At 69.5% G+C, this 18,972-nt stretch carries 16 protein-coding genes and 2 riboswitches; of the genes, 6 read left to right on the top strand and 10 right to left on the bottom strand.

All coding sequences use genetic code 11. The annotated features are described in order from the left end of the window. The first annotated feature begins 109 nt into the window (after nt 1-109). Nucleotides 110-784 carry a class I SAM-dependent methyltransferase gene (locus WQ53_RS02815; protein ID WP_052630209.1) on the top strand — a complete coding sequence of 225 codons (675 nt, stop codon included), beginning with the start codon at nt 110-112 and terminating at the stop codon, nt 782-784. A 333-nt stretch (nt 785-1,117) separates the two neighbouring features. Here the strand turns inward: WQ53_RS02815 and WQ53_RS02810 are convergent, their stop codons facing one another. Then, a complete protein-coding gene (locus tag WQ53_RS02810; RefSeq protein ID WP_052630207.1) occupies nt 1,118-1,327 on the bottom strand; it encodes a cold-shock protein in 210 nt (69 codons plus the stop codon). 341 nt (nt 1,328-1,668) lie between these two features. Then, entirely contained in the window at nt 1,669-2,619 is a 951-nt protein-coding gene (locus WQ53_RS02805; RefSeq protein ID WP_052630205.1) for an aldo/keto reductase, read from the bottom strand. A gap of 273 nt (nt 2,620-2,892) precedes the next feature. Here WQ53_RS02805 and WQ53_RS02800 point away from each other — a divergent pair, with 273 nt between their 5' ends. Beyond that, entirely contained in the window at nt 2,893-4,206 is a 1,314-nt protein-coding gene (locus WQ53_RS02800; RefSeq protein ID WP_052633888.1) for a glycoside hydrolase family 30 protein, read from the top strand. Between the two features lie 407 nt (nt 4,207-4,613). Next, nucleotides 4,614-5,120 (top strand): hypothetical protein, encoded by a 507-nt coding sequence (locus WQ53_RS02795; protein WP_052630203.1) that lies wholly within the window; start codon nt 4,614-4,616, stop codon nt 5,118-5,120. 126 nt (nt 5,121-5,246) lie between these two features. Here the strand turns inward: WQ53_RS02795 and WQ53_RS02790 are convergent, their stop codons facing one another. After that, complete coding sequence (locus tag WQ53_RS02790) at nt 5,247-7,346, bottom strand: catalase (RefSeq protein ID WP_052630202.1); 2,100 nt, start codon at nt 7,344-7,346, stop codon at nt 5,247-5,249. A gap of 362 nt (nt 7,347-7,708) precedes the next feature. On the opposite strand from WQ53_RS02790, the gene WQ53_RS02785 reads away from it, so the two are divergent. Further along, nucleotides 7,709-7,969, top strand: coding sequence for a hypothetical protein (locus WQ53_RS02785; protein ID WP_236685895.1), 261 nt, complete (start codon nt 7,709-7,711; stop codon nt 7,967-7,969). A 97-nt stretch (nt 7,970-8,066) separates the two neighbouring features. Here the strand turns inward: WQ53_RS02785 and gcvP are convergent, their stop codons facing one another. Further along, on the bottom strand, nt 8,067-10,982 hold the full coding sequence (gcvP, locus tag WQ53_RS02780; protein WP_052630198.1) for an aminomethyl-transferring glycine dehydrogenase: 2,916 nt from the start codon (nt 10,980-10,982) through the stop codon (nt 8,067-8,069). Nucleotides 10,983-11,089: 107 nt separating this feature from the next. Further along, nucleotides 11,090-11,193: riboswitch (glycine riboswitch) on the bottom strand. Nucleotides 11,194-11,196: 3 nt separating this feature from the next. After that, nucleotides 11,197-11,282, bottom strand: a riboswitch (glycine riboswitch). A gap of 393 nt (nt 11,283-11,675) precedes the next feature. On the opposite strand from gcvP, the gene WQ53_RS02775 reads away from it, so the two are divergent. Both WQ53_RS02775 and WQ53_RS02770 read left to right on the top strand, forming a co-directional pair. After that, nucleotides 11,676-12,863 (top strand): multidrug effflux MFS transporter, encoded by a 1,188-nt coding sequence (locus tag WQ53_RS02775; protein ID WP_052633887.1) that lies wholly within the window; start codon nt 11,676-11,678, stop codon nt 12,861-12,863. 22 nt (nt 12,864-12,885) lie between these two features. Continuing rightward, nucleotides 12,886-13,299, top strand: a complete 414-nt coding sequence (locus WQ53_RS02770) for a hypothetical protein (RefSeq protein WP_052630196.1) — start codon at nt 12,886-12,888, stop codon at nt 13,297-13,299. Nucleotides 13,300-13,518: 219 nt separating this feature from the next. Here WQ53_RS02770 and WQ53_RS02765 read toward each other — a convergent pair whose 3' ends face one another. The 6 genes from WQ53_RS02765 to WQ53_RS02740 form a co-directional block, all read right to left on the bottom strand. After that, a complete protein-coding gene (locus WQ53_RS02765; protein ID WP_052630194.1) occupies nt 13,519-15,498 on the bottom strand; it encodes a M2 family metallopeptidase in 1,980 nt (659 codons plus the stop codon). Nucleotides 15,499-15,758: 260 nt separating this feature from the next. Beyond that, nucleotides 15,759-16,232, bottom strand: coding sequence for a hypothetical protein (locus tag WQ53_RS02760; RefSeq protein ID WP_052630192.1), 474 nt, complete (start codon nt 16,230-16,232; stop codon nt 15,759-15,761). 164 nt (nt 16,233-16,396) lie between these two features. Further along, entirely contained in the window at nt 16,397-16,651 is a 255-nt protein-coding gene (gene minE, locus WQ53_RS02755; protein WP_052630190.1) for a cell division topological specificity factor MinE, read from the bottom strand. Nucleotides 16,652-16,653: 2 nt separating this feature from the next. Then, nucleotides 16,654-17,463 (bottom strand): septum site-determining protein MinD, encoded by an 810-nt coding sequence (minD, locus tag WQ53_RS02750; RefSeq protein ID WP_052630188.1) that lies wholly within the window; start codon nt 17,461-17,463, stop codon nt 16,654-16,656. A gap of 69 nt (nt 17,464-17,532) precedes the next feature. Beyond that, nucleotides 17,533-18,336 (bottom strand): septum site-determining protein MinC, encoded by an 804-nt coding sequence (minC, locus tag WQ53_RS02745; protein ID WP_236685894.1) that lies wholly within the window; start codon nt 18,334-18,336, stop codon nt 17,533-17,535. Then, complete coding sequence (locus tag WQ53_RS02740) at nt 18,320-18,916, bottom strand: GNAT family N-acetyltransferase (protein WP_052630184.1); 597 nt, start codon at nt 18,914-18,916, stop codon at nt 18,320-18,322. The genes minC and WQ53_RS02740 overlap by 17 nt, the downstream gene beginning before the upstream one ends. Between the last annotated feature and the right edge of the window lie 56 nt (nt 18,917-18,972).

Here is an 18,972-nt window from a genome sequence, read left to right as displayed (position 1 = left end):
CCCGCGCGTCCCGCACGGCTCATGCTGCCCTGGCGGCATGGCCCTTCGCCTCGCTCCCTTTCATGCGTGACCCGCCCCCGCTCCGGGGCGGCGCCTGACGGGAGCCTCCATGCCCGGTTACTCCACCCGCAACCAGTGCGTCTCCGTCGGCGGCCATGTGTGGCGCCTGCGCGTGCTCAGCGATAAACAGCAGTTCTCCGATCCGGACGGGCATGGCAACCGGCTGGGCATCTCCTCGGCGCAGTGGAGCCTGTTCGGCCAGTTGTGGCCGGCCGGGCGGCTGCTGGCGCAGGCGATGCAGCGCTTCGACGTCGACGGAAAGCGGGTGCTGGAACTGGGCTGCGGCATCGGCCTGGCCAGCCTGGTGCTGCAGCAGCGCGGCGCGCAGGTGGTGGCCTCGGACATGCATCCGCTGACCGAGCCGTTCCTGGCCTACAACGCCGCGCTCAACGCGTTGCCGGCGCTGCACTACCGCCAGCTGCGCTGGGACGTGCCGTTGCCGACGCTCGGGCACTTCGACGTAATCATCGCCAGCGACGTGTTGTACGAGCACGACCATGCCGCGCTGCTGGCCGGGGTGGTCGATCGGCATGCCTGGCCCGATGCCGAGGTGCTGGTGACCGATCCGGGCCGGGGCAACAGCGCACGCTTCAGCCGGCTGCTGGCGGACCGGGGCTTCACCCTGGTCGAGGAGCGCTGCCCGATGGACGACCGCGACGAACCGCCGTATCGCGGGCGGCTGCTGCACTACACCCGCGTCGCGCAGGCCACGCCAGTCGTGTAGGAGCCGGGTTCAGCCGGCGACACGACGACACTGGCACAGGCGACGCCAGCGTATTCCCGACGCCCGCGTCGCCCACTGAAGTGGGCTCCTACAAGAAGATCGGATCGTTCACCGACGCTGTCCTGATGCTGCTTTTGTAGGAGCCGGGTTCAGCCGGGGACACGACGCCGTCGGCACAGGCGACGCCCTCGCATTCCCGACGCTCGTGTCGCCCACTGAAGTGGGCTCCTACAGAAGAGCGCGGCGATGCCGTCGGTGGGGCAGGGCGGGTAACAGGCAAGAAAAAAGCCCGGCGCGAGCCGGGCTTTTTCCGTCAGCCGGTGAGGGCTGGTGTCAGAGCGGCTGGACCTGGTCGGCCTGCATGCCCTTCTGGCCCTGCACGGCGACGAACTGCACGCGCTGGCCTTCCTGCAGGCTGCGGAAGCCCGAGGACTGGATCGAATTGTGGTGGACGAACAGGTCCGGGCCGCTTTCCGGGGTGATGAAGCCGAAGCCCTTGGCGTCGTTGAACCACTTCACGGTGCCGGTCTGGGTCTGGGACATGGTGTATCTCCTTGGAGCAATAGATGAAAGCCGCGTGGCGGCAGAAGCTGGCTGCAAGGAGGGAAGCGGGTGCAACGGTGTAGTGGATCTTTGATCTACAGCATCGGGCCACGATTCGGGTGACCCTTGTAACTCAGCTCGACCACGGTAGGCCTATGGGACGAGGAAAGCAAACGGCGAATGTCGTCCCGTTCATGTTGAAGGTGCATTCGCCCTTGCAGAGCACGCCGTGTCCTGTGGCCGGCATCGCATCGAGCTGCCATATCGATGCGGTGCCGGTGCTTCGCTCCCGCATGGCGAGCACTCGCCAGCGAGGCTGCGGCGGGTCCAGATGACTCGTCTCAGCCCAGCGAATCCCACAGTTCCTCGATCCGCTTCCGCGTCGCCGCATCCGGCAGGCGGCCGCGGCCGGCGCCCAGGTTGTCCTCCAGGTTGGCGACCTTGGTGGTGCCGGGGATCACCGCGGTCACCGCCGGGTGCGACAGGCTGTACTTGAGGAACAGCTGGCCCCAGCTGTGGGCGTCGAAGTCGGCGGCCCAGGCCGGCAGCGGCACGTCCTTGACCTTGCCGAACAGACTGCCGCGGCGCCCGCCCAGCGGGATGTTGAGCAGCACGGCGGTGCCGCGTTCCAGCGCGGCCGGCAGCACGGTCTCCTCGGCGGCGCGGTTGCCCAGCGAGTAGTTGACCTGCACGAAGTCCAGCGCGTGCTGGCGGATCAGTTCGGCGGTGCGCGCGTGCTGGTCGTTGGAGGAAGTGGTGATGCCGATGTGGCCGAAGCGGCCATCGCGCTTCCACTGCGCCAGGGTCGGCAGGACGGCCTCGGCGCCGTTGAGGTTGTGCACCTGCATCAGGTCGATGCGGTCGGTCTTGAGCAGGCGGAACGAGTTCTCCAACTGGCGCAGCGCCTCGGCGAGGTCGTCGCCGGGAGCGGTGACCTTGGTCGCCAGGAACAGGCGGTCGCGTACGCCCAGTTCGGCGATGAGCTCGCCCAGCACCTCCTCGGAGTTGCGATAGCCCGGCGCGGTATCGATCACGCTGCCTTGCACCTGCGCCAGCCGCGCGATCACCTCGCGCAGCGGCGCGCGTTCCTCGGCGGTGGCCACGCCATAGGCGTTGGTGCCCAGGCCGACGATCGGGATGCGCACGCCGGTCGACGGGATCGCGCGCAGGATGGGGGCGTCGTCGGCAGCCAGTGCCGGCAGCGGCCACCGGGCCAGCGCCAGGGCGGCACCGGAGACCAGCAGGCCCTTGAGGGCGGAACGGCGGGAGGGGTCGTGCGTGGGCTTGCGCATGGCGCTCTCTCCTGGAGGCGGTCGGGCCGCCGATTATGCCGGCGTAGCCACGGGCGGGGGCGTGGAGGCGTATCTTCCGTTGCACCGCAACATGCCTCCCGGTCTCCCGGACCGGTACCCTCCCCGATTCACACAGCAAGGAGGGGTGCAGTGAAGTCCATTCTGATGACAGCGCTGGTCATGGCGGCATTGCCGGTCCAGGCGGCCACGGTGAAATCCGCGGAGGGTCAAGTGGTTACGATCTACACCACGGCCAAGGACGCCGGCCGGCAGATGGTGCGCAGCCAGTCCGCGCCGCTGGCCGCGGGCCATGCGCTGACCGAGGCGGAGAACTCGGTGTTCGTCGAGCCGGCCCGGCGCTTCCAGGACCTGCTCGGCATCGGCGGCTCGATCACCGACGCCACCGCCGAGACCTTCGCCAAGCTCGACGCCAGGCGCCAGGCCGAACTGCTGCGCGCCTACTACGACACCGAGCACGGGATCGGCTACACCCTGGGGCGCACCACCATCCACAGCTCGGACTTCAGCAGCGGCAGCTACACCTACATCGAGGAGGGCGACGGCGAACTGAAGACCTTCTCGATCGAGCACGACCGCCGGTACCGCATCCCGATGATCAAGCGCGCCATCGAGGCCGCCGGCGGCAAGCTGCCGCTGATGGCCAGCCCGTGGAGCGCGCCGGCCTTCATGAAGGACACCAACCACATGCTGCAGGGCGGCCGCCTGCTGCCCGAGCACGCCGCCGCCTGGGCGAAGTACTACACCAGGTTCATCGACGCCTACCAGGCCGAGGGCATCCCGATCTGGTCGATCAGCGTGCAGAACGAGCCGATGGCCAAGCAGACCTGGGAGTCGATGCTGTACACCGCCGAGGAGGAGCGCGACTTCCTCAAGAACCACCTCGGCCCGACCGTCCGGGCCAGCGCCCACCCGGACACCAAGATCGTGGTCTGGGACCACAACCGCGACATGATGGTCCACCGCGCCAACGTGATCTTCGGCGACCCGGAGGCGGCCCAGTACGCCTGGGGCATGGGTTTCCACTGGTACGAGACCTGGGCCGGCTTCGATCCGATGTTCGAGAACGTGCGCCGGGTGAAGGAGTCGTATCCGGACAAGGTGCTGCTGCTGACCGAGGCCACAGTGGAGGGGTTCGACTGGGCGCAGGTGCAGCGCTGGGCCAACGGCGAGCGCTACGGCACCTCGATCATCAATGACCTCAACAACGGCGCCTCCGGCTGGATCGACTGGAACATGCTGCTGGACGAGACCGGCGGCCCGAACCACGTCGGCAACTACTGCTTCTCGCCGATCCATGCCGATACCCGCACCGGCGAGCTGGTCTATACGCCCAGCTACTGGTACATCGGCCACTTCTCCAAGTTCCTGCGCCCGGGCGCGTACCGGGTGAGCGCGTCGAGCAGCCGCAGCAACCTGCTGTCGACCGCGTTCCTCAACTCCGACGGCCGGCTGGCCACGGTGGTGATGAACCCGACCGACGAGGCGATCTCCTACAACTACTACGTCGGCACCGCCTCCACCCGCGTCACCATCCCGGCGCACGCGATCCAGACGCTGGTGCATTGAGTGGCGTTCCGCGGCCCGGTCTGCGCCGGGCCGCGCCGCCGGCCTTTCCGGCTTTTTGTAGGAGCCCACTTCAGTGGGCGACACGGGCGTCGGGAATACGACGGCGTCGCCTGTGCCGACGTCGTCGTGTCGCCGGCTGAACCCGGCTCCTACATATGACCCTCCCTTGGCGCGCCGCACCCGCGCTGGTACGTGCTCTTCGGCCTGCAGCGCCGTGCGCGTTCTGCTCGACGCCTACGGCGCTGGATTGATGGTCGAGCAGCAACGGGGTCTTGGCCTATACCACCGGGGCGTCTGAACCGCGGCATCGTCGTGCGTCGTTTCGCGTGAGCGTGCCGCCGATTGCACGGTGTGTTCACCACCGCATTGCTACACCGCCCGGGTCGATCCCCCGCAGGAGAGGCGTCATGCCGGAAAAGAAGACCCGCCAGGCCGCCGCCCGTGCCAAGCGCCAGGGCAAGTCGGCCGGCACCCAGGCCGGTGAGTACGTGAAGGAGGAAATCGAGCACGTGCGCGAGGGCAAGCACGGCGCCAAGAACGCCAAGCAGGCCATTGCGATCGGGCTGTCCAAGGCGCGCCGCGCCGGGGTCAAGGCCAAGCCCGGCAAGAGCGCGTCGAAGGCGACCAAGAAGAAGGCCGCGCAGGACAGCAAGGCGGCCAGGAAGGCGACGAAGAAGATCTCTCCGACCCGCTCGACCGGTGCCAGGAAGGCGCTCAAGACCGCCAGTCGCGGCACCACCGCGAAGAAGGCGGTCGGCAAGAAGGCGCTGTCCACCCAGGCGAAGAAGGCCGCGTCCAAGCGCAGTGCCGGCAGCCGTTCGGCGGCGGCGAAGAAGGCAGCCCGGACCAAGGGCCCGGCCGCGCGCAAGGCCGCGGCGAAGAAGGCGGCGCGCACACGCAAGCGCAGCACCTGAACGCCGGCGCGCCGGGCAATCTAGAGCCCATCCATGGCGACACGGCGTCGGAATCGCGAGGAGTGTCGCCTGCGCGGCATGGGGTGTCGCCCGCCGCAGCCCGGCTCCTGCCGGTGAGCAGCTTCGTCAGGCCAACGTGCGCACCTTCGGTTCGCGCTCCCACTGCCGGGTCCTGGCGGCCTTGACGAAGGCCGCTGCGTCGCCGGCATCGACCACGCCCGCGTCGCGGCCGACGCCGCCGGCCTTGAGCACCTTGCGCGCGCCGGCATCGGCGGCGATCGCCTTGAGATGGCCCCAGGCATCGCGCACCCAGTCCACCGCCGCCGCTTCCTTGGCCAGTGCGGCACCGGCGTCTTCCGACAGCACCAGCGCCACCGCGTCGAACACCACCGACGGGGTGCCGGCCAGCTGGCCGTCGGCGGCCTGGCGGCGGCCGTCGGACAGCGTTGCGCCGCCGAGCTTCGGCGCGACGATCTTGACCGTGGCGCCGTCCTTCTCGGCGGCCTTGCGCAGTGCCTTGATCGTGGCCGCGTCGGAACCGTCGTCGACCAGGATGCCGACGCAGCGGCCCTCCAGCGTGTCGCGCATGCGGTCGATGATGCGCAGCGCAGGCGAGGGCGGCAGGTCCTGCGCTGGTACCCGCGCCGGCGGTGCCGGCGGCAGCTCCGGCATGCCCAGGCCGTCGGCCACCCGCTGCGCCAGCGAGGCGTCGATGTGGCGCAGGTGGCCCACGATCGCCTCGCGCACGTGCGGCGTCTCCACCTTGGACAACTCGAATACCAGCGCGCTGGCCATGTGCGCCTGCTCGAGCTTGCTCTGGCTGCGGAAGAACATCCGCGCCTGGCTGTAGTGGTCGGCGAAGCTCTCGGCGCGGATCCGGCCCTTGGCGCCGTCGTCCGGTGGCGTGGTATGGCTGCGGAAACCCGCCGGCGTGGCCCGCGGTGAATCCGCTTGCAGCGAGCTGGGCTCGTAGTTCACCCGCCCCTTGTGCACTTCCATCTGCATGTGTCCGTCGCGCTGGTGGTTTGCGAACGGGCACTTGGGCGCGTTGACCGGGATCTGGTGGAAGTTCGGCCCGCCAAGGCGCGACAGCTGAGTGTCCAGGTAGGAGAACAGCCGGCCCTGCAGCAGCGGGTCGTTGCTGAAGTCGATGCCCGGCACGATGTTGGCCGGGCAGTAGGCGACCTGTTCGGTTTCGGCGAAGAAGTTGTCCGGCCAGCGGTCCAGTACCAGGCGGCCGACGATGCGCAGCGGCACGGTCTCCTCGGGTACCAGCTTGGTCGGGTCGAGGTGGTCGAACGGGAAGGCCTCGGCCTCCTCCTCGGTGAACAGCTGCACGCCCAGTTCCCACTCCGGGAACTGCCCGGCCTGGATCGCCTCGAACAGGTCGCGGCGGTGGAAGTCGTTGTCGGCGCCCTGCAGCTTGACCGCCTCGTCCCAGACCGTGGACTGGATGCCCAGCTTCGGCCGCCAGTGGAACTTGACGAAGGTGCTGTTGCCCTTGGCGTCGAGCAGGCGGAAGGAGTGCACGCCGAAGCCCTCGATCGTGCGCAGCGAGCGCGGGATGGTGCGGTCGCTCATCGCCCACATGATCATGTGCATGGTCTCGGGCGTGAGCGACACGAAGTCCCAGAAGGTGTCGTGGGCGCTGGCAGCCTGCGGGAAGGCGCGGTCCGGCTCCATCTTCACCGAGTGGACCACGTCGGGGAACTTCATCGCGTCCTGGATGAAGAACACCGGGATGTTGTTGCCGACCAGGTCCCAGTTGCCCTCCTGGGTGTAGAACTTGACCGCGAAGCCGCGCACGTCGCGCGGAGTGTCGACCGAGCCGGCGCCGCCGGCGACGGTGGAGAAGCGCACGAACACCGGGGTCTTCCCGCCTGCCTCGGTCAGCACCTTGGCGGTGGTGTATTCGGCCAGCGACTCGGTCAGTTCGAAATAGCCGTGCGCGGCCGAGCCGCGGGCGTGGACGATGCGCTCGGGAATGCGCTCGTGGTCGAAGTGGGTGATTTTCTCGCGGAGGATGAAGTCCTCCAGCAGGGTCGGTCCGAGCGGGGTGGCGCGCAGCGAGTTCTGGTTGTCGGCAACGGGGATGCCCTGCGCGGTGGTCAGCGGTGGGTGGGTGCCGCCGGCAAGCTGCTGCAGTTCGTCGCCATGGCCACGGGTCTCGGTCGGGGAACCGCGGTCGTCGGCATCGCGGCGGCGGGCGGGCTTCTTGCTGGCCATGGGCGGGTTCCTGCAGGGCGAAGAAGCGGCATCGTGACCGACCTGCCGTTCAGCGGACGCGCACGCGATGCGAATGGGAGGTGAAGCCCGCATCGCCATTGCCGGAGCGAGGGTCAGGAGGGCGTGGCTGACGCGCAGCGGCGTTCAGTGCCGCCGGGCGTCCATTGCGTACCCGTGACCGGCCTAGGATGTGAGGACGGAAGCCGTGGCAGGCCACCGGCATCGTCGCGGCACGGCTCTTGCATTGCAGGGCGGTCCCGCCGGTTCTCTGGCGGAGTGATGGACGGCGCGTGATCACCGGCGCCGATGCATGGACAACCTCGTGGGCGGGCAGGGATGCACGCTCTACCCTCGGAGTCGCAATGCCAGTGTCGAATATGCAGAAGGAGCGGCGCAGGCCGCAGGCCGCGCCGGAGCCGGCGCAACTGAAGGACGGGCTGACCCCCGCGCAGTTGAGCACCCTGAAGACCATGGAGCAGTTCCACTGGGAACTGCGCTTCGTCCGCCGGCCGCTGTTCCAGGCGCCGATGCCGGTGCTGTTCGACCGCGGCGGCACCCGCTACGTGGTGCTGCAGCCCGACGGCTCGATCGACGAGAGCCCGGCGGTGCGTCTGCGCGGCTGATCCCGGCGCTTTCGGGCAGCCAAATGGGGTCCAGCCAAATGGGGTCAGGTTCAATTTCCCAGAAAAATGAACCTGACTCCATTGTGGGCGGGGTGCGTTACATCACGTTCGGCTCGCTGAAGGCTTCCGGTTCGCCCTGGAACTCGCCGATCGGGATGCAGCTGCAGAACACGTTCTTGTCCCCGTGCACGTTGTCCACGCGCGCCACCGGCGGCCAGTACTTCTGCTGCCTGAGCGACGGCAGCGGGAACGCGGCCAGCTCGCGCGGGTAGGCATGGGTCCATTCGCTGGCGGAAACCTGCACGGCGGTGTGCGGGGCGTGCTTGAGCGGGTTGTCCTCGCGGTCCAGACGGCCGTCCTCGATCGCGCGGATCTCGTCGCGGATCTGGATCATCGCGTCGATGAAGCGGTCCAGCTCGTGCAGCGACTCGCTCTCGGTCGGCTCGACCATCAGCGTGCCGGCCACCGGGAAACTCAGGGTGGGCGCGTGGAAGCCGAAGTCGATCAGGCGCTTGGCGATGTCCTCGGCGCCGATGCCGGTGGCCTTCTCCAGCGGGCGGATGTCGAGGATGCACTCGTGCGCGACCAGGCCATTGCGGCCGGTGTACAGGGTCTTGTAGTGAGACGCCAGGCGCTTGGAGATGTAGTTGGCGTTGAGCAGAGCGACCTGGGTCGCCTTGCGCAGGCCGGTGCTGCCCATCATGGTCACGTACATCCAGCTGATCGGCAGGATGGAGGCCGAACCGAAGCTGGCGGCGCTGACCATGCCTACAACTCCATTGGAAGCCGCGCCTTCGCCGCCGAGCGTGCGCGGCAGGAACGGCGCCAGATGCGACTTCACCGCGCACGGGCCTACGCCCGGGCCACCGCCGCCGTGCGGGATGCAGAAGGTCTTGTGCAGGTTCAGGTGCGAGACGTCCGAGCCCCACTTGCCGGGCTTGGCCACGCCGACCAGTGCGTTCATGTTGGCGCCGTCGGTGTACACCTGGCCGCCGTGCCGGTGGACGATCTCGCAGATCTCGACCACGTCCTCCTCGAACACGCCGTGGGTGGACGGGTAGGTCATCATGATCGCGGCCAGGTTCGCCGAATGCTTCTCGGCGGCGCGGCGGATGTCCTCGACGTCGACGTTGCCGTTGGCGTCGCACTTGGTGACCACGACCCGCATCCCGCACATCTGCGCCGAGGCCGGGTTGGTGCCGTGCGCCGATTCGGGGATCAGGCAGATGTCGCGGTGGCCCTCGCCGCGCGAGGCGTGGTACGCGCGGATCGCCAGCAGGCCGGCGTACTCGCCCTGGGCGCCGGAGTTGGGCTGCAGGCTGACCGCGTCGTAGCCGGTGCACTCGGCCAGCATCGCCTCGAGCTCGGCGATCAGCTGGGCGTAGCCCTGCGCCTGCTCGGCCGGGACCAGCGGATGGATCTGGCCGAATTCCGGCCAGGTCACCGGGATCATCTCGGCCGTTGCATTCAGCTTCATGGTGCAGCTGCCCAGCGGGATCATGGTGCGATCCATCGCCAGGTCCTTGTCGGCCAGTGAGCGCATGTAGCGCAGCAGTTCGTGCTCGCTGTGGTGGGTGTTGAACACCGGGTGCTGCAGGAAGGCGCTGGTGCGCAGCAGGCTTTCCGGCAGCGCGTCGGCGGTGGCCGCGTCGAGCGCGTCCAGGTCGGCCTTGGCGCCGAACAGCGCGGCCAGGGCGACGACGTCGGCGCGGGTGGTGGTCTCGTCCAGGCTGATGCCGACTGCCTCGCTGTCGATCGCGCGCAGGTTGATCCCGGCCTGGTGTGCCTTCGCATGGATCGCCGCGGCGTCCACGTCCTTGACGTGCAGGGTGTCGAAGAAGCGCTCGCCGACGTTGACGCCGGCCACGCGCAGCGCCGCGGCCAGGATCGCGGCCAGGCGGTGGGTGCGGCGGGCGATGCGGACCAGGCCCTCGGGACCGTGGTAGACCGCGTACATCGAGGCCATCACCGCCAGCAGCACCTGCGCGGTGCAGATATTGGAGGTGGCCTTCTCGCGGCGGATGTGCTGCTCGCGGGTCTGCAGGGTCAGGCGGTACGCCGGGTTGCCCTCGGCGTCGATCGACACGCCGATCAGGCGGCCGGGCATGGAGCGCTTGTAGGCGTCGCGGCAGGCCATGAACGCCGCGTGCGGGCCGCCGAAGCCGAACGGCACGCCGAAGCGCTGGCTGTTGCCGACCACGATGTCCGCGCCCCATTCGCCGGGGGCGGCGATCAGGGTCAGTGCGAGCAGGTCGGTGGCCACCGCGACCAGGCCGCCACGCGCGTGCACGGCGTCGGCCAGCGCCCGGTGGTCGCCGACGTGGCCGAAGGTGTCCGGGTACTGCAGCAGCACGCCGAAGGCCTCGGCCTCCAGCGCCTCCTCCGGCGTGCCCACGCGCAGCACGATGCCGAGCGGCTCGGCGCGGGTGCGCAGCACTTCCAGGGTCTGCGGATGCACCGCGTCGTGCACGAAGAAGGTGTCCGACTTCGACTTGGCCGAGCGCTTGGCCAGGGTCATCGCCTCGGCCGCGGCGGTGGCCTCGTCCAGCAGCGAGGCGTTGGCGATCTGCATGCCGGTCAGGTCGGCGCACAGGGTCTGGAAGTTGATCAGCGCCTCCATGCGGCCCTGCGAGATCTCCGCCTGGTACGGGGTGTAGGCGGTGTACCAAGCCGGGTTCTCGAGGATGTTGCGCAGGATCACCTTCGGCGTGTGGGTGCCGTAGTAGCCCTGGCCGATGAAGTTGCGGAACACCTGGTTCTTCAGCGCGACGGCGCGGATCTTGGCCAGCGCCTCTTCCTCGGTCAGGCTCTCCGGCAGGGCCAGCGGTGCGGGCGACTTGATGCTCGACGGAACGATGGCATCGGTCAGCGTCTCCAGCGAGTCGTGGCCGACGGTGGCGAGCATCGTGGCGATCTCGGCGTCGTTGGGGCCGATGTGGCGGCCGACGAAGGCGTCGTGCTGCTCGAGCTCGCGCAGGCTGGGGTCGCGCAGGGAAGGGGCGGGCTGGGACATGGCGGGGCACCGGCGGAGAGTGGAGGGGCGCCGATGCCCGGTTTCCCGGCTGCGTCATTCCCGCCTGCGCGGGAACGACGAGCAGAAGCCGTGCTCGGCAGGCGCCCCTCTGTCCTTTTGCCTGAGAGTTTGGAAGCGGCGCGGACGAGGTCGCGGCTTCTTGCCCCTTCGGCGCCGGCGCGGCCCTGGCGGGCGGCCGGTCTCTCCAGAGTGTTCGTGCGCGGTGGTATGGGAGCCTGAGCGATTACGGGCGTTTGCGCCTTCGGCAGCGGGTCGCCCCGCTTCTCCCACCGCACGCGGTGTGGGCGGAATTATACGCCTCCGGCCGCGGGCGATGGCTTAACATGACGGCGTATTCAGCGCGGCACGGTCCAGCCCGTATGGAACGGGACGGCCCGGGGCGCATGGCCCGCCCGGGTGGCGGGATCTGCCGAGGGAACGCATGCAGGACGCCACCGCTCCGACTCCACAGGCACCGGCCGACAGGTTCCGGCCGAACCCGGCCGCGACCGATATCGGGCGGTCGGGGATGGCCGGCGGGCACGGGGAGGAGCCGGCGCGCGGGCCAGAGGCCGCGCCGACGCCGGGCGGAGCAGGGCACGCGACCGTCCCGCCGCGGACCGCACAGCAGTGACGGACATCCGCTCCGCGCCGTCCACCCGCCGCCTGGCCCTGCTGCTGGGCGGCCTGGCGATGTTCGGCCCGTTCTCGATCGACACCATCTTCCCGGCCTTCCCGCAGATGGCCGCGCAGTTCGGCGCCGACAAGCTGGCGATGCAGCAGACCATCAGCGTCTACCTGGCCGCCTACGCGCTGATGAGCATCGTCCACGGGCCGCTGTCGGATGCGATCGGCCGGCGCCGGGTGATCCTGGCCGGGCTGGCGGTGTTCATCGTCGCCTCGGTCGGTTGCGCGCTGGCGCGCGACCTGTCCACGCTGCTGGCGTTCCGCGCGCTACAGGGCCTGTCGGCCGGCGTGGGCCTGATTGTCGGCCGCGCGGTGATCCGCGACGTGCTGGAGGGCAGCGACGCGCAGCGGCTGATGAGCCAGGTGTCGATGATCTTCGGCATCGCCCCGGCGATCGCCCCGATCATCGGCGGCTGGATGCTGGGTGCCGGCCGCTGGCCGCTGATCTTCTGGTTCCTGGCCGCGTTCTCGCTGCTGCTGCTGGCCAGCACTGCGCTGTGGCTGCCGGAGACGCACCCGCGCGAATCGCGCATGCCGCTGCGCCCGGGCCGGCTGCTGCGCGACTACGTCGCCATTGCCCTCAACCCGCGTTTCCAGCGCCTGGCCGCAGCCGGTGCGTTCGGCTTCGCCGGGCTGTTCCTGTACATCGCCTCGGCGCCGGCGTTCGTGATGGACCTGCTCGGCCTGGGCGAGCAGCAGTTCGCCTGGCTGTTCATTCCGACCATCGGCGGCATGGTCCTGGGCGCGTTCGTCTCCGGGCGCGTGGCCGGGCGCTGGCAGCCGCCGTACCAGGTCGGCGTGGGCTATGCCTGCATCGGCGTCGCCGCGCTGGGCAACGTGCTGTACAACGCCTTCGTCGACGTGCCGTCGGTGCCGTGGGCGGTGCTGCCGATGAGCCTGGCCGCGTTCGGCGTGGCGCTGGTGTTCCCGGTGCTGACCCTGGCGATCCTGGACATGTACCCGCGCCAGCGTGGCTCGGCGTCCTCGCTGCAGGCGTTCACCCAGCTGGTGCTCAACGCCGCCATCGCTGGCGTGCTTTCGCCGCTGCTCAGCCACCACGGCCTGCACCTGGCCCTGGGCCTGGCCGGCTTCGCCCTGCTGGGCTGGCTGTTCTGGCGCTGGGAGGCCCGGGTGGCGCGCCGCTTCCCGCCGCCGCCGTCCTCGCCTACGCTGGAGCCGGGCGAGCAGCTCTGATCCACTTTTCTCCGGAGTCCCCATGTCGATCCAGTCCAAGGCCCGCCGCGACGCCCGCAAGCGCAAGTCCGCGCGCGAGCGCAACCGCGCCCAGGCCGGCGCGGCGCAGATCGAACCGCATGCCGAACTGCGCGACCGCGACGACAACCTGCTGGCCGGCATCGTCCGCCAGTCCGGGGTCTGGGTGCTGGGCATGGACGGGCGCATCGTCGGCAGCAGCGACAGCGCCGCGCAGGTGCTGATGCTGATCCGCCGCGCGCAGCGCCTGCACGACGAGAAGGGGATCGCGGTGAAGCTGGTGTACTCCGACGCGTTGCGCGACGAGGCCGAACTGGAGGCCGCCGCGCAGGGCAAGTCGCTGGCCGACTACGAGCAGCAGCTGGAAGAGGAGATGGCGGCGGCGCAGCCGGCCGCCGCCTCCGACACCGTCCAGTGACCCCGCTTTTGTAGGAGCCGGGTTCAGCCGGCGACACGACGCCGTCGGCACAGGCGACTTCCTCGTATTCCCGACGCCCGTGTCGCCCACTGAAGTGGGCTCCTACAGGAAGTCCGGATCGTTGTTCGCCACGTGGCGTCGGCTACCCGCCAGCATCAGGCCGACAAAAAAAACACGGGCGCCGCGAGGGCGCCCGTACCAATCCAACTGGCGTGCCGCTCAGCCCTGCCCGGTCGGCGCCGGCGGTGCCGCGGGCGTGGCCGCCGCCTGCCACCCGCACTGCTTGCCCTCGTTCTGCTTCTTGAGCCACTCCTGCAGCGGGGCGAAGTACTCCAGCACCGCGCCGCCGTCGATCTGCTCGCTGCCGGTCAGCTCCTTCATCGTGGCCTGCCAGGGCTGGCTGGCGCCCTGCCGCAGCATCGCCTGGAACTTCCTGCCCGCCTCCGGGTTGCCGTAGAAGCTGCAGTCGTACAGCGGGCCGGTGTGGCCGGCGGCCTCGCACAGCGACTTGTAGAACTGGAACTGCAGCACGTGCGAGAGGAAGTAGCGCGTGTACGGGGTGTTGCCCGGCACGTGGTACTTGGCGCCCGGATCGAAGAACTCCTCGCCGCGCGCGCTGGCCGGGGCCACGCCCTGGTACTTGCCCTTCAGTTCCCACCAGGCCTGGTTGTAGCGGTCCGGCGTGATCGAGCCGTCGAACACGCCCCAGCGCCAGCGGTCGATCATCAGGCCGAACGGCAGGAACGCGACCTTGGCCAGGGCCATGCGCATCTGCGCGTTGATCAGCGCCTGCTGGCTCTGGTCCTGGGCTTCGACCAGGCCGATCGACTCCAGGTACTTGGGGGTCATCGCCAGCACGATGGTGTCGCCGATGGCCTCGTGGAAGCCGTCGTTGGCGCCGTTCTGGAACAGCGGCGGCTGCACGTTATAGGCCAGGTCGTAATAGATGTGGCCCAGCTCGTGGTAGATGGTGGTGAAGTCCTCTTCGTTCGGCTTGATGCACATCTTGGTGCGCACGTCGCCTTCCATGTCCAGGTCCCAGGCGCTGGCGTGGCAGACCACGTCACGGTCCAGCGGCTTGATGAACTGGGTCTTGGCCCAGTAGCTGTCAGGCAGCTTGGGCATGCCCAGCGACACGTAGAAGTCCTGCGCACGCTCGGTCATCTGCCTGGCGACATGCAGTTGCGCCTCACGCTCGGCCTCGAAGCGGGCCTTCGCGTCGGCGCCCGCGCCGCGCTTCTGCAATGCCGCGCCCAGGTCCTGCTGGTACTGCTTCTCCAGCGCCGCGGTGATGTCCAGGCTGCCCACGCCCGGGTAAGGCTGCAGGATGTCCCACAGGTTGCCCCAGTCCTGCTGCCACATGTTGCCGGTCAGGTGCGCCGGCAGCAGGCCGCCTGCGACCTGGCCCTTCTCCACGCCGTAGGTCTGCTGCAGGCGGTCGCGGGCGAAGCAGTGCAGCTGCTCGTACAGCGGGCGGACCTGGTCCCAAAGGCGGTCGGTTTCGGCGGCGAACGCGTCGGGCGCCATGTCGTAGCCGCTGCGCCACATCGCACCGGCGTCGGCGTAGCCCTGTTCCCTGGCGCCTTCGTTGACCAGCTCGACGAAGCGCGCGTAGTCCTGGCGCATCGGCGCGGCGGTGGAGTGCCAGCCCTGCCAGGCGTCGATCTGGGCGTCGTAGTCGCGGCTGGAACGCAGCACATCCTCCAGTTCGCCCAACTGGCGGCACTTCCTCGCCGCCCCCTCGCCGGTGCAGTAGGTGCCGGCGCCATAGGCGCCCTCCATCTTCGCCGCGATGGTGGTCAGCTCTGCCAGCCTGGCCGGGTCCTTGGGCGCCGGCATCGCGCTCATCAGCTTCAGCAGCGCCAGGGTGCGCTGGCTGTCTTCCGACATCGGCTGGCCTTCGAACTTCCGCGCCTCCTCGATCCAGACATTGAGCTGGGTGAGCGCGCGCTCGTTGGCCTTGGCTGCTATCCGCTGGCTGTCTTCGTTGATGTAGGTCTGCGACAACCACTGCGCCGAACTGATCTCGGGCAAGGCCGCCTTGTACTCGGCATTGATCCGGGCGACGAACTCGTCGGCGGTCTCGCCGGACTGCGCGGCAGCCGGCGCCGCTTCGGGCGAGGCTTCCTTCTTGCAGGCAGACAGCGACAGAACGCCGGCGGCAATGGCGAGCGGCAACAGCAGGTGGCGGTGCTTCACGTCGGTTCCCCGGTGGGATTGCGGTGCCGGCAGGCTAGTGGCGCGCCCCGGCGAAAACAAGGGCGTTGGCGGGGTATGGCGCGTCGCCACGCGCTTGCCACATCCCGAAGCGCCCTTTGTAGGAGCGGGCATGACCGCGACGCGACGCCGTCGGCACAGGCGACGCCCCCGTGGTCCAGACGCCCGGGTCGCGGTCATGCCCGCTCCTACAAAAAACCGCGCGCGTCGTCACGCGCTGCGGAAGTGCCGCCAGACGACGCTCAGGCTGGCACCAGCCCGCGCTCCGCCAGCCACTGGCGCGCATCATCGGCATCGCGCTCGAACCACGCCCTGGTCGACCCCAGCCGGTAGGTGTACCCCCACGCATCCATGTCGGCCATCAGCCGCGCGCTGCCGACGCCGGGCAGGGCGGCGGCCAGGACGATCTGCAGGTAGCAGGTGGCGTCCTCCTCGGCGACCGAGTCGGTGGCGTCGGTGTGGACCGCGGCGCGGCGCTCGGGCGGCAGCACGATCAGGTGGCAGGCCTCGTGCAGCATCGAATGCACCGGCGTGTCGCCGCGCACGTAAACGGTGGTGCCGATGATCCCGGCTTCCGGCTCGCCCCAGTAGCTGCCGGGGATCGGCGCGTCGTCGGCGACCTGCTCCAGCGCCAGGCCGTGGCCGGCGAGCAGGGCGGCGGCGTCCGCCAGCGCGATGTCGCGCAGGCACAGGATGTCGGTGGCTGGGGAGTCCATGGCGGCGGATTGCGGGTGACGGATTCGCCGGCCGCCTTCCTGTAGGAGCCCACTTCAGTGGGCGACACGGGCGTCGGGATCACCAGGGCGTCGCCTGTGCCGACGGCGTCGTGTCGCCGGCTGAACCCGGCTCCTACAAAGGCGTTGCGTCGCCGTGGCCGGGCTCAGCCCGGTCCTTCCGGCAGCGCCACCGAGATGTCGAGCACGTCGTGGTCGCCGTCCTTGATCACGTCGACCTTGACCGCTTCGGCGTCGACGTTGACGTACTTCTTGATCACCTCCAGCAGCTCCCGCCGCAGCAGCGGCAGGTAGTCCGGCGCGCCGCGGCTGCTGCGCTCCTGGGCGATGATGATCTGGAGCCGGTTCTTGGCCGTCTCGGCGGTGTTCTTCTTGGCCTTGAGGAAGTCGAACAGTCCCATGCTCAACCTCCGAACAACTTGCTGAAGAAGCCTTTCTTCTCCAGGGTGGTGAAGCGCAGCGGCCGCTCCTCGCCGAGCAGGCGGCCCACCGCGTCATCGTAGGCCTGGCCGGCCTCGGACTCGGATTCCAGGATCACCGGCTCGCCCTTGTTGGAGGCGTTGAGCACGTCGGAGGACTCGGGGATGACACCCAGCGCCTTCAGGCCCAGCACCTCCTCGACGTCGGCGATGCTGAGCATCTCGCCGCTGGCCACCCGCGCCGGGCTGTAGCGGGTCAGCAGCAGGTGCGAGGGCACCGCTTCGCCGGCCTCGGCCTTGCGCGTCTTGGAATCGAGCAGGCCGATGATGCGGTCGGAGTCGCGCACCGAGGACACTTCCGGGTTGACCACCACCACCGCCTTGTCGGCGAAGTACATGGCCAGGAACGCGCCCTTCTCGATGCCGGCCGGCGAGTCGCAGACGATGTAGTCGAAGCCGTCGGCAGCCAGGTCCTTGAGCACCTTCTCCACGCCTTCCTTGGTCAGCGCGTCCTTGTCGCGGGTCTGCGAGGCGGCCAGCACGTAGAGGTTGTCGAAGCGCTTGTCCTTGATCAGGGCCTGCTTGAGCGTGGCCTCGCCGTGGACGACGTTGACGAAGTCGTACACCACGCGGCGCTCGCAGCCCATGATCAGGTCCAGGTTGCGCAGGCCGACGTCGAAGTCGATCACCGCGGTCTTGTGGCCGCGCTTGGCCAGGCCGATCGCGATGCTGGCGCTGGAGGTGGTCTTGCCGACGCCGCCCTTGCCGGAAGTGACTACGATGATTTCAGCCAATGGATGTCTCCTGGATGCTGCGTGCGGGTGGGGCGTGCGCCAGGCGGAGGGCCGCCGGCGCGCGCCGGGTCATTCGAGTGCGGCCAGCTTGAGCTGGTCGTTTTCCAGCCAGATCTGCACGGCCTTGCCGCGCAGCTTCTCGGGGATATCGTCCAGCACCTTGTAGTGGCCGGCAATGGCCACCAGTTCGGCGTGGAACTCGCGGCAGAAGATCCGCGCCTCGGCATTGCCCTGGGCGCCGGCCAGGGCGCGGCCGCGCAGGGTGCCGTAGATGTGGATCGAGCCGTCGGCGATCACCTCGGCGCCGGCGCCGACCGTGGACAGCACGGTCAGGTCGCAGCCCTCGGCGTACAGCTGCTGGCCGGAGCGGACCGGGGTCTTCTGGACGCGGCCGGGCGCGCGCGGCTTGTCCGCGGCGGCGGGCTTGGCCGCGGCGCGGGACGCGGGCGCCGGTTCGCGCGGCGGCGGGGGCGGAGCGGTACGCGCGGGCGCCGCGTCGGCGTGCTCGGCATGCTCGTATTGGGCGCGGAACTTGGCCAGCACCGGCAGGGCCAGGCGCTCGGCCAGGGCGTCGTTGTCGCGGGTGCCGTAGGCCAGCGCCACCGGCAGCACGCCGGCCTCGCGCAGCCCGTCGATCAGGGCGCGGGCAGTGGCCTCGTCCGGGGTCTGGGCCAGGCCGCCGAAGTCGACGATCACCGCGGCGCGGCCGAACAGCTTGGGCGCGCGCTCCACCCGCTCGCGCATCTCACGTACCAGCTGGGCGACATCGAGGGTGCGCACGCGCAGGTTGGCGATGCCGACCTGGCCGATCTTCAGTTCGCCTGCCTGTTCGTAGTCGTTGGCCGCCAGCGCCACGTCAGGTACCCGTCGCACGGCTGTCGCGCGGCTGGCTCTGGCGGGGGCGGCCGACCCAGGGCAGGTCGGGCAGGTCGTCGCCGTAGGTCGCGTGGACCCAGGGATAGCTGCACAGCTCCTTGGTCATCATGCTGGCGCGCACGTCCACGTTCGCCATCACGTTCTGGCCGGCCTCGTGGAAGCCGAAGCTGCCGTGGAACAGCAGTGCCGGGTCGGCGCCGTGGTCGAGGAACACCTCGCAGCACAGCTGCGGGTAGCGCAGCTCGGCGTAGCTCTGCACGTCGGCGTAGAACGCGCGGCCCACGCCGCCGCCGCGGCGGCGGCTGGCGACCACGATCCGGTCGATGTAGAAGAAATTCGGGTAGCGCGCCTTGAACCAGGCGAAGTTGCTGCTGTCGTGGTCGGCGTCGCTGCCGAAGCCGACCAGGAACCCGGCCAGGTTGCCGTCGCGTTCGGCCACGCGGAAGTACTCGGCGTTCTCGTAGAAGTCGCGGAGCCGGGCCGAGTCGAGCGGCAGGATCGCCGAGCCGGCGTTGTTGTTGAGCGCCAGGACCGAATCCAGCTCGTGTTCGCGCACGTCGCGGATGACGATGGACATGGGGGTAAAGCCGACTCCGTGTGGGGCGGTGGTGCTGTGTGGGGGCCGGTGGCGCG

This window comes from Pseudoxanthomonas suwonensis (assembly GCF_000972865.1).
Taxonomy (GTDB): Bacteria; Pseudomonadota; Gammaproteobacteria; order Xanthomonadales; family Xanthomonadaceae; genus Pseudoxanthomonas; species Pseudoxanthomonas suwonensis_B.
The sequence above is the reverse complement of the archived record's forward strand: the minus strand, read 5'-3'. Positions and strand labels throughout refer to the sequence as shown.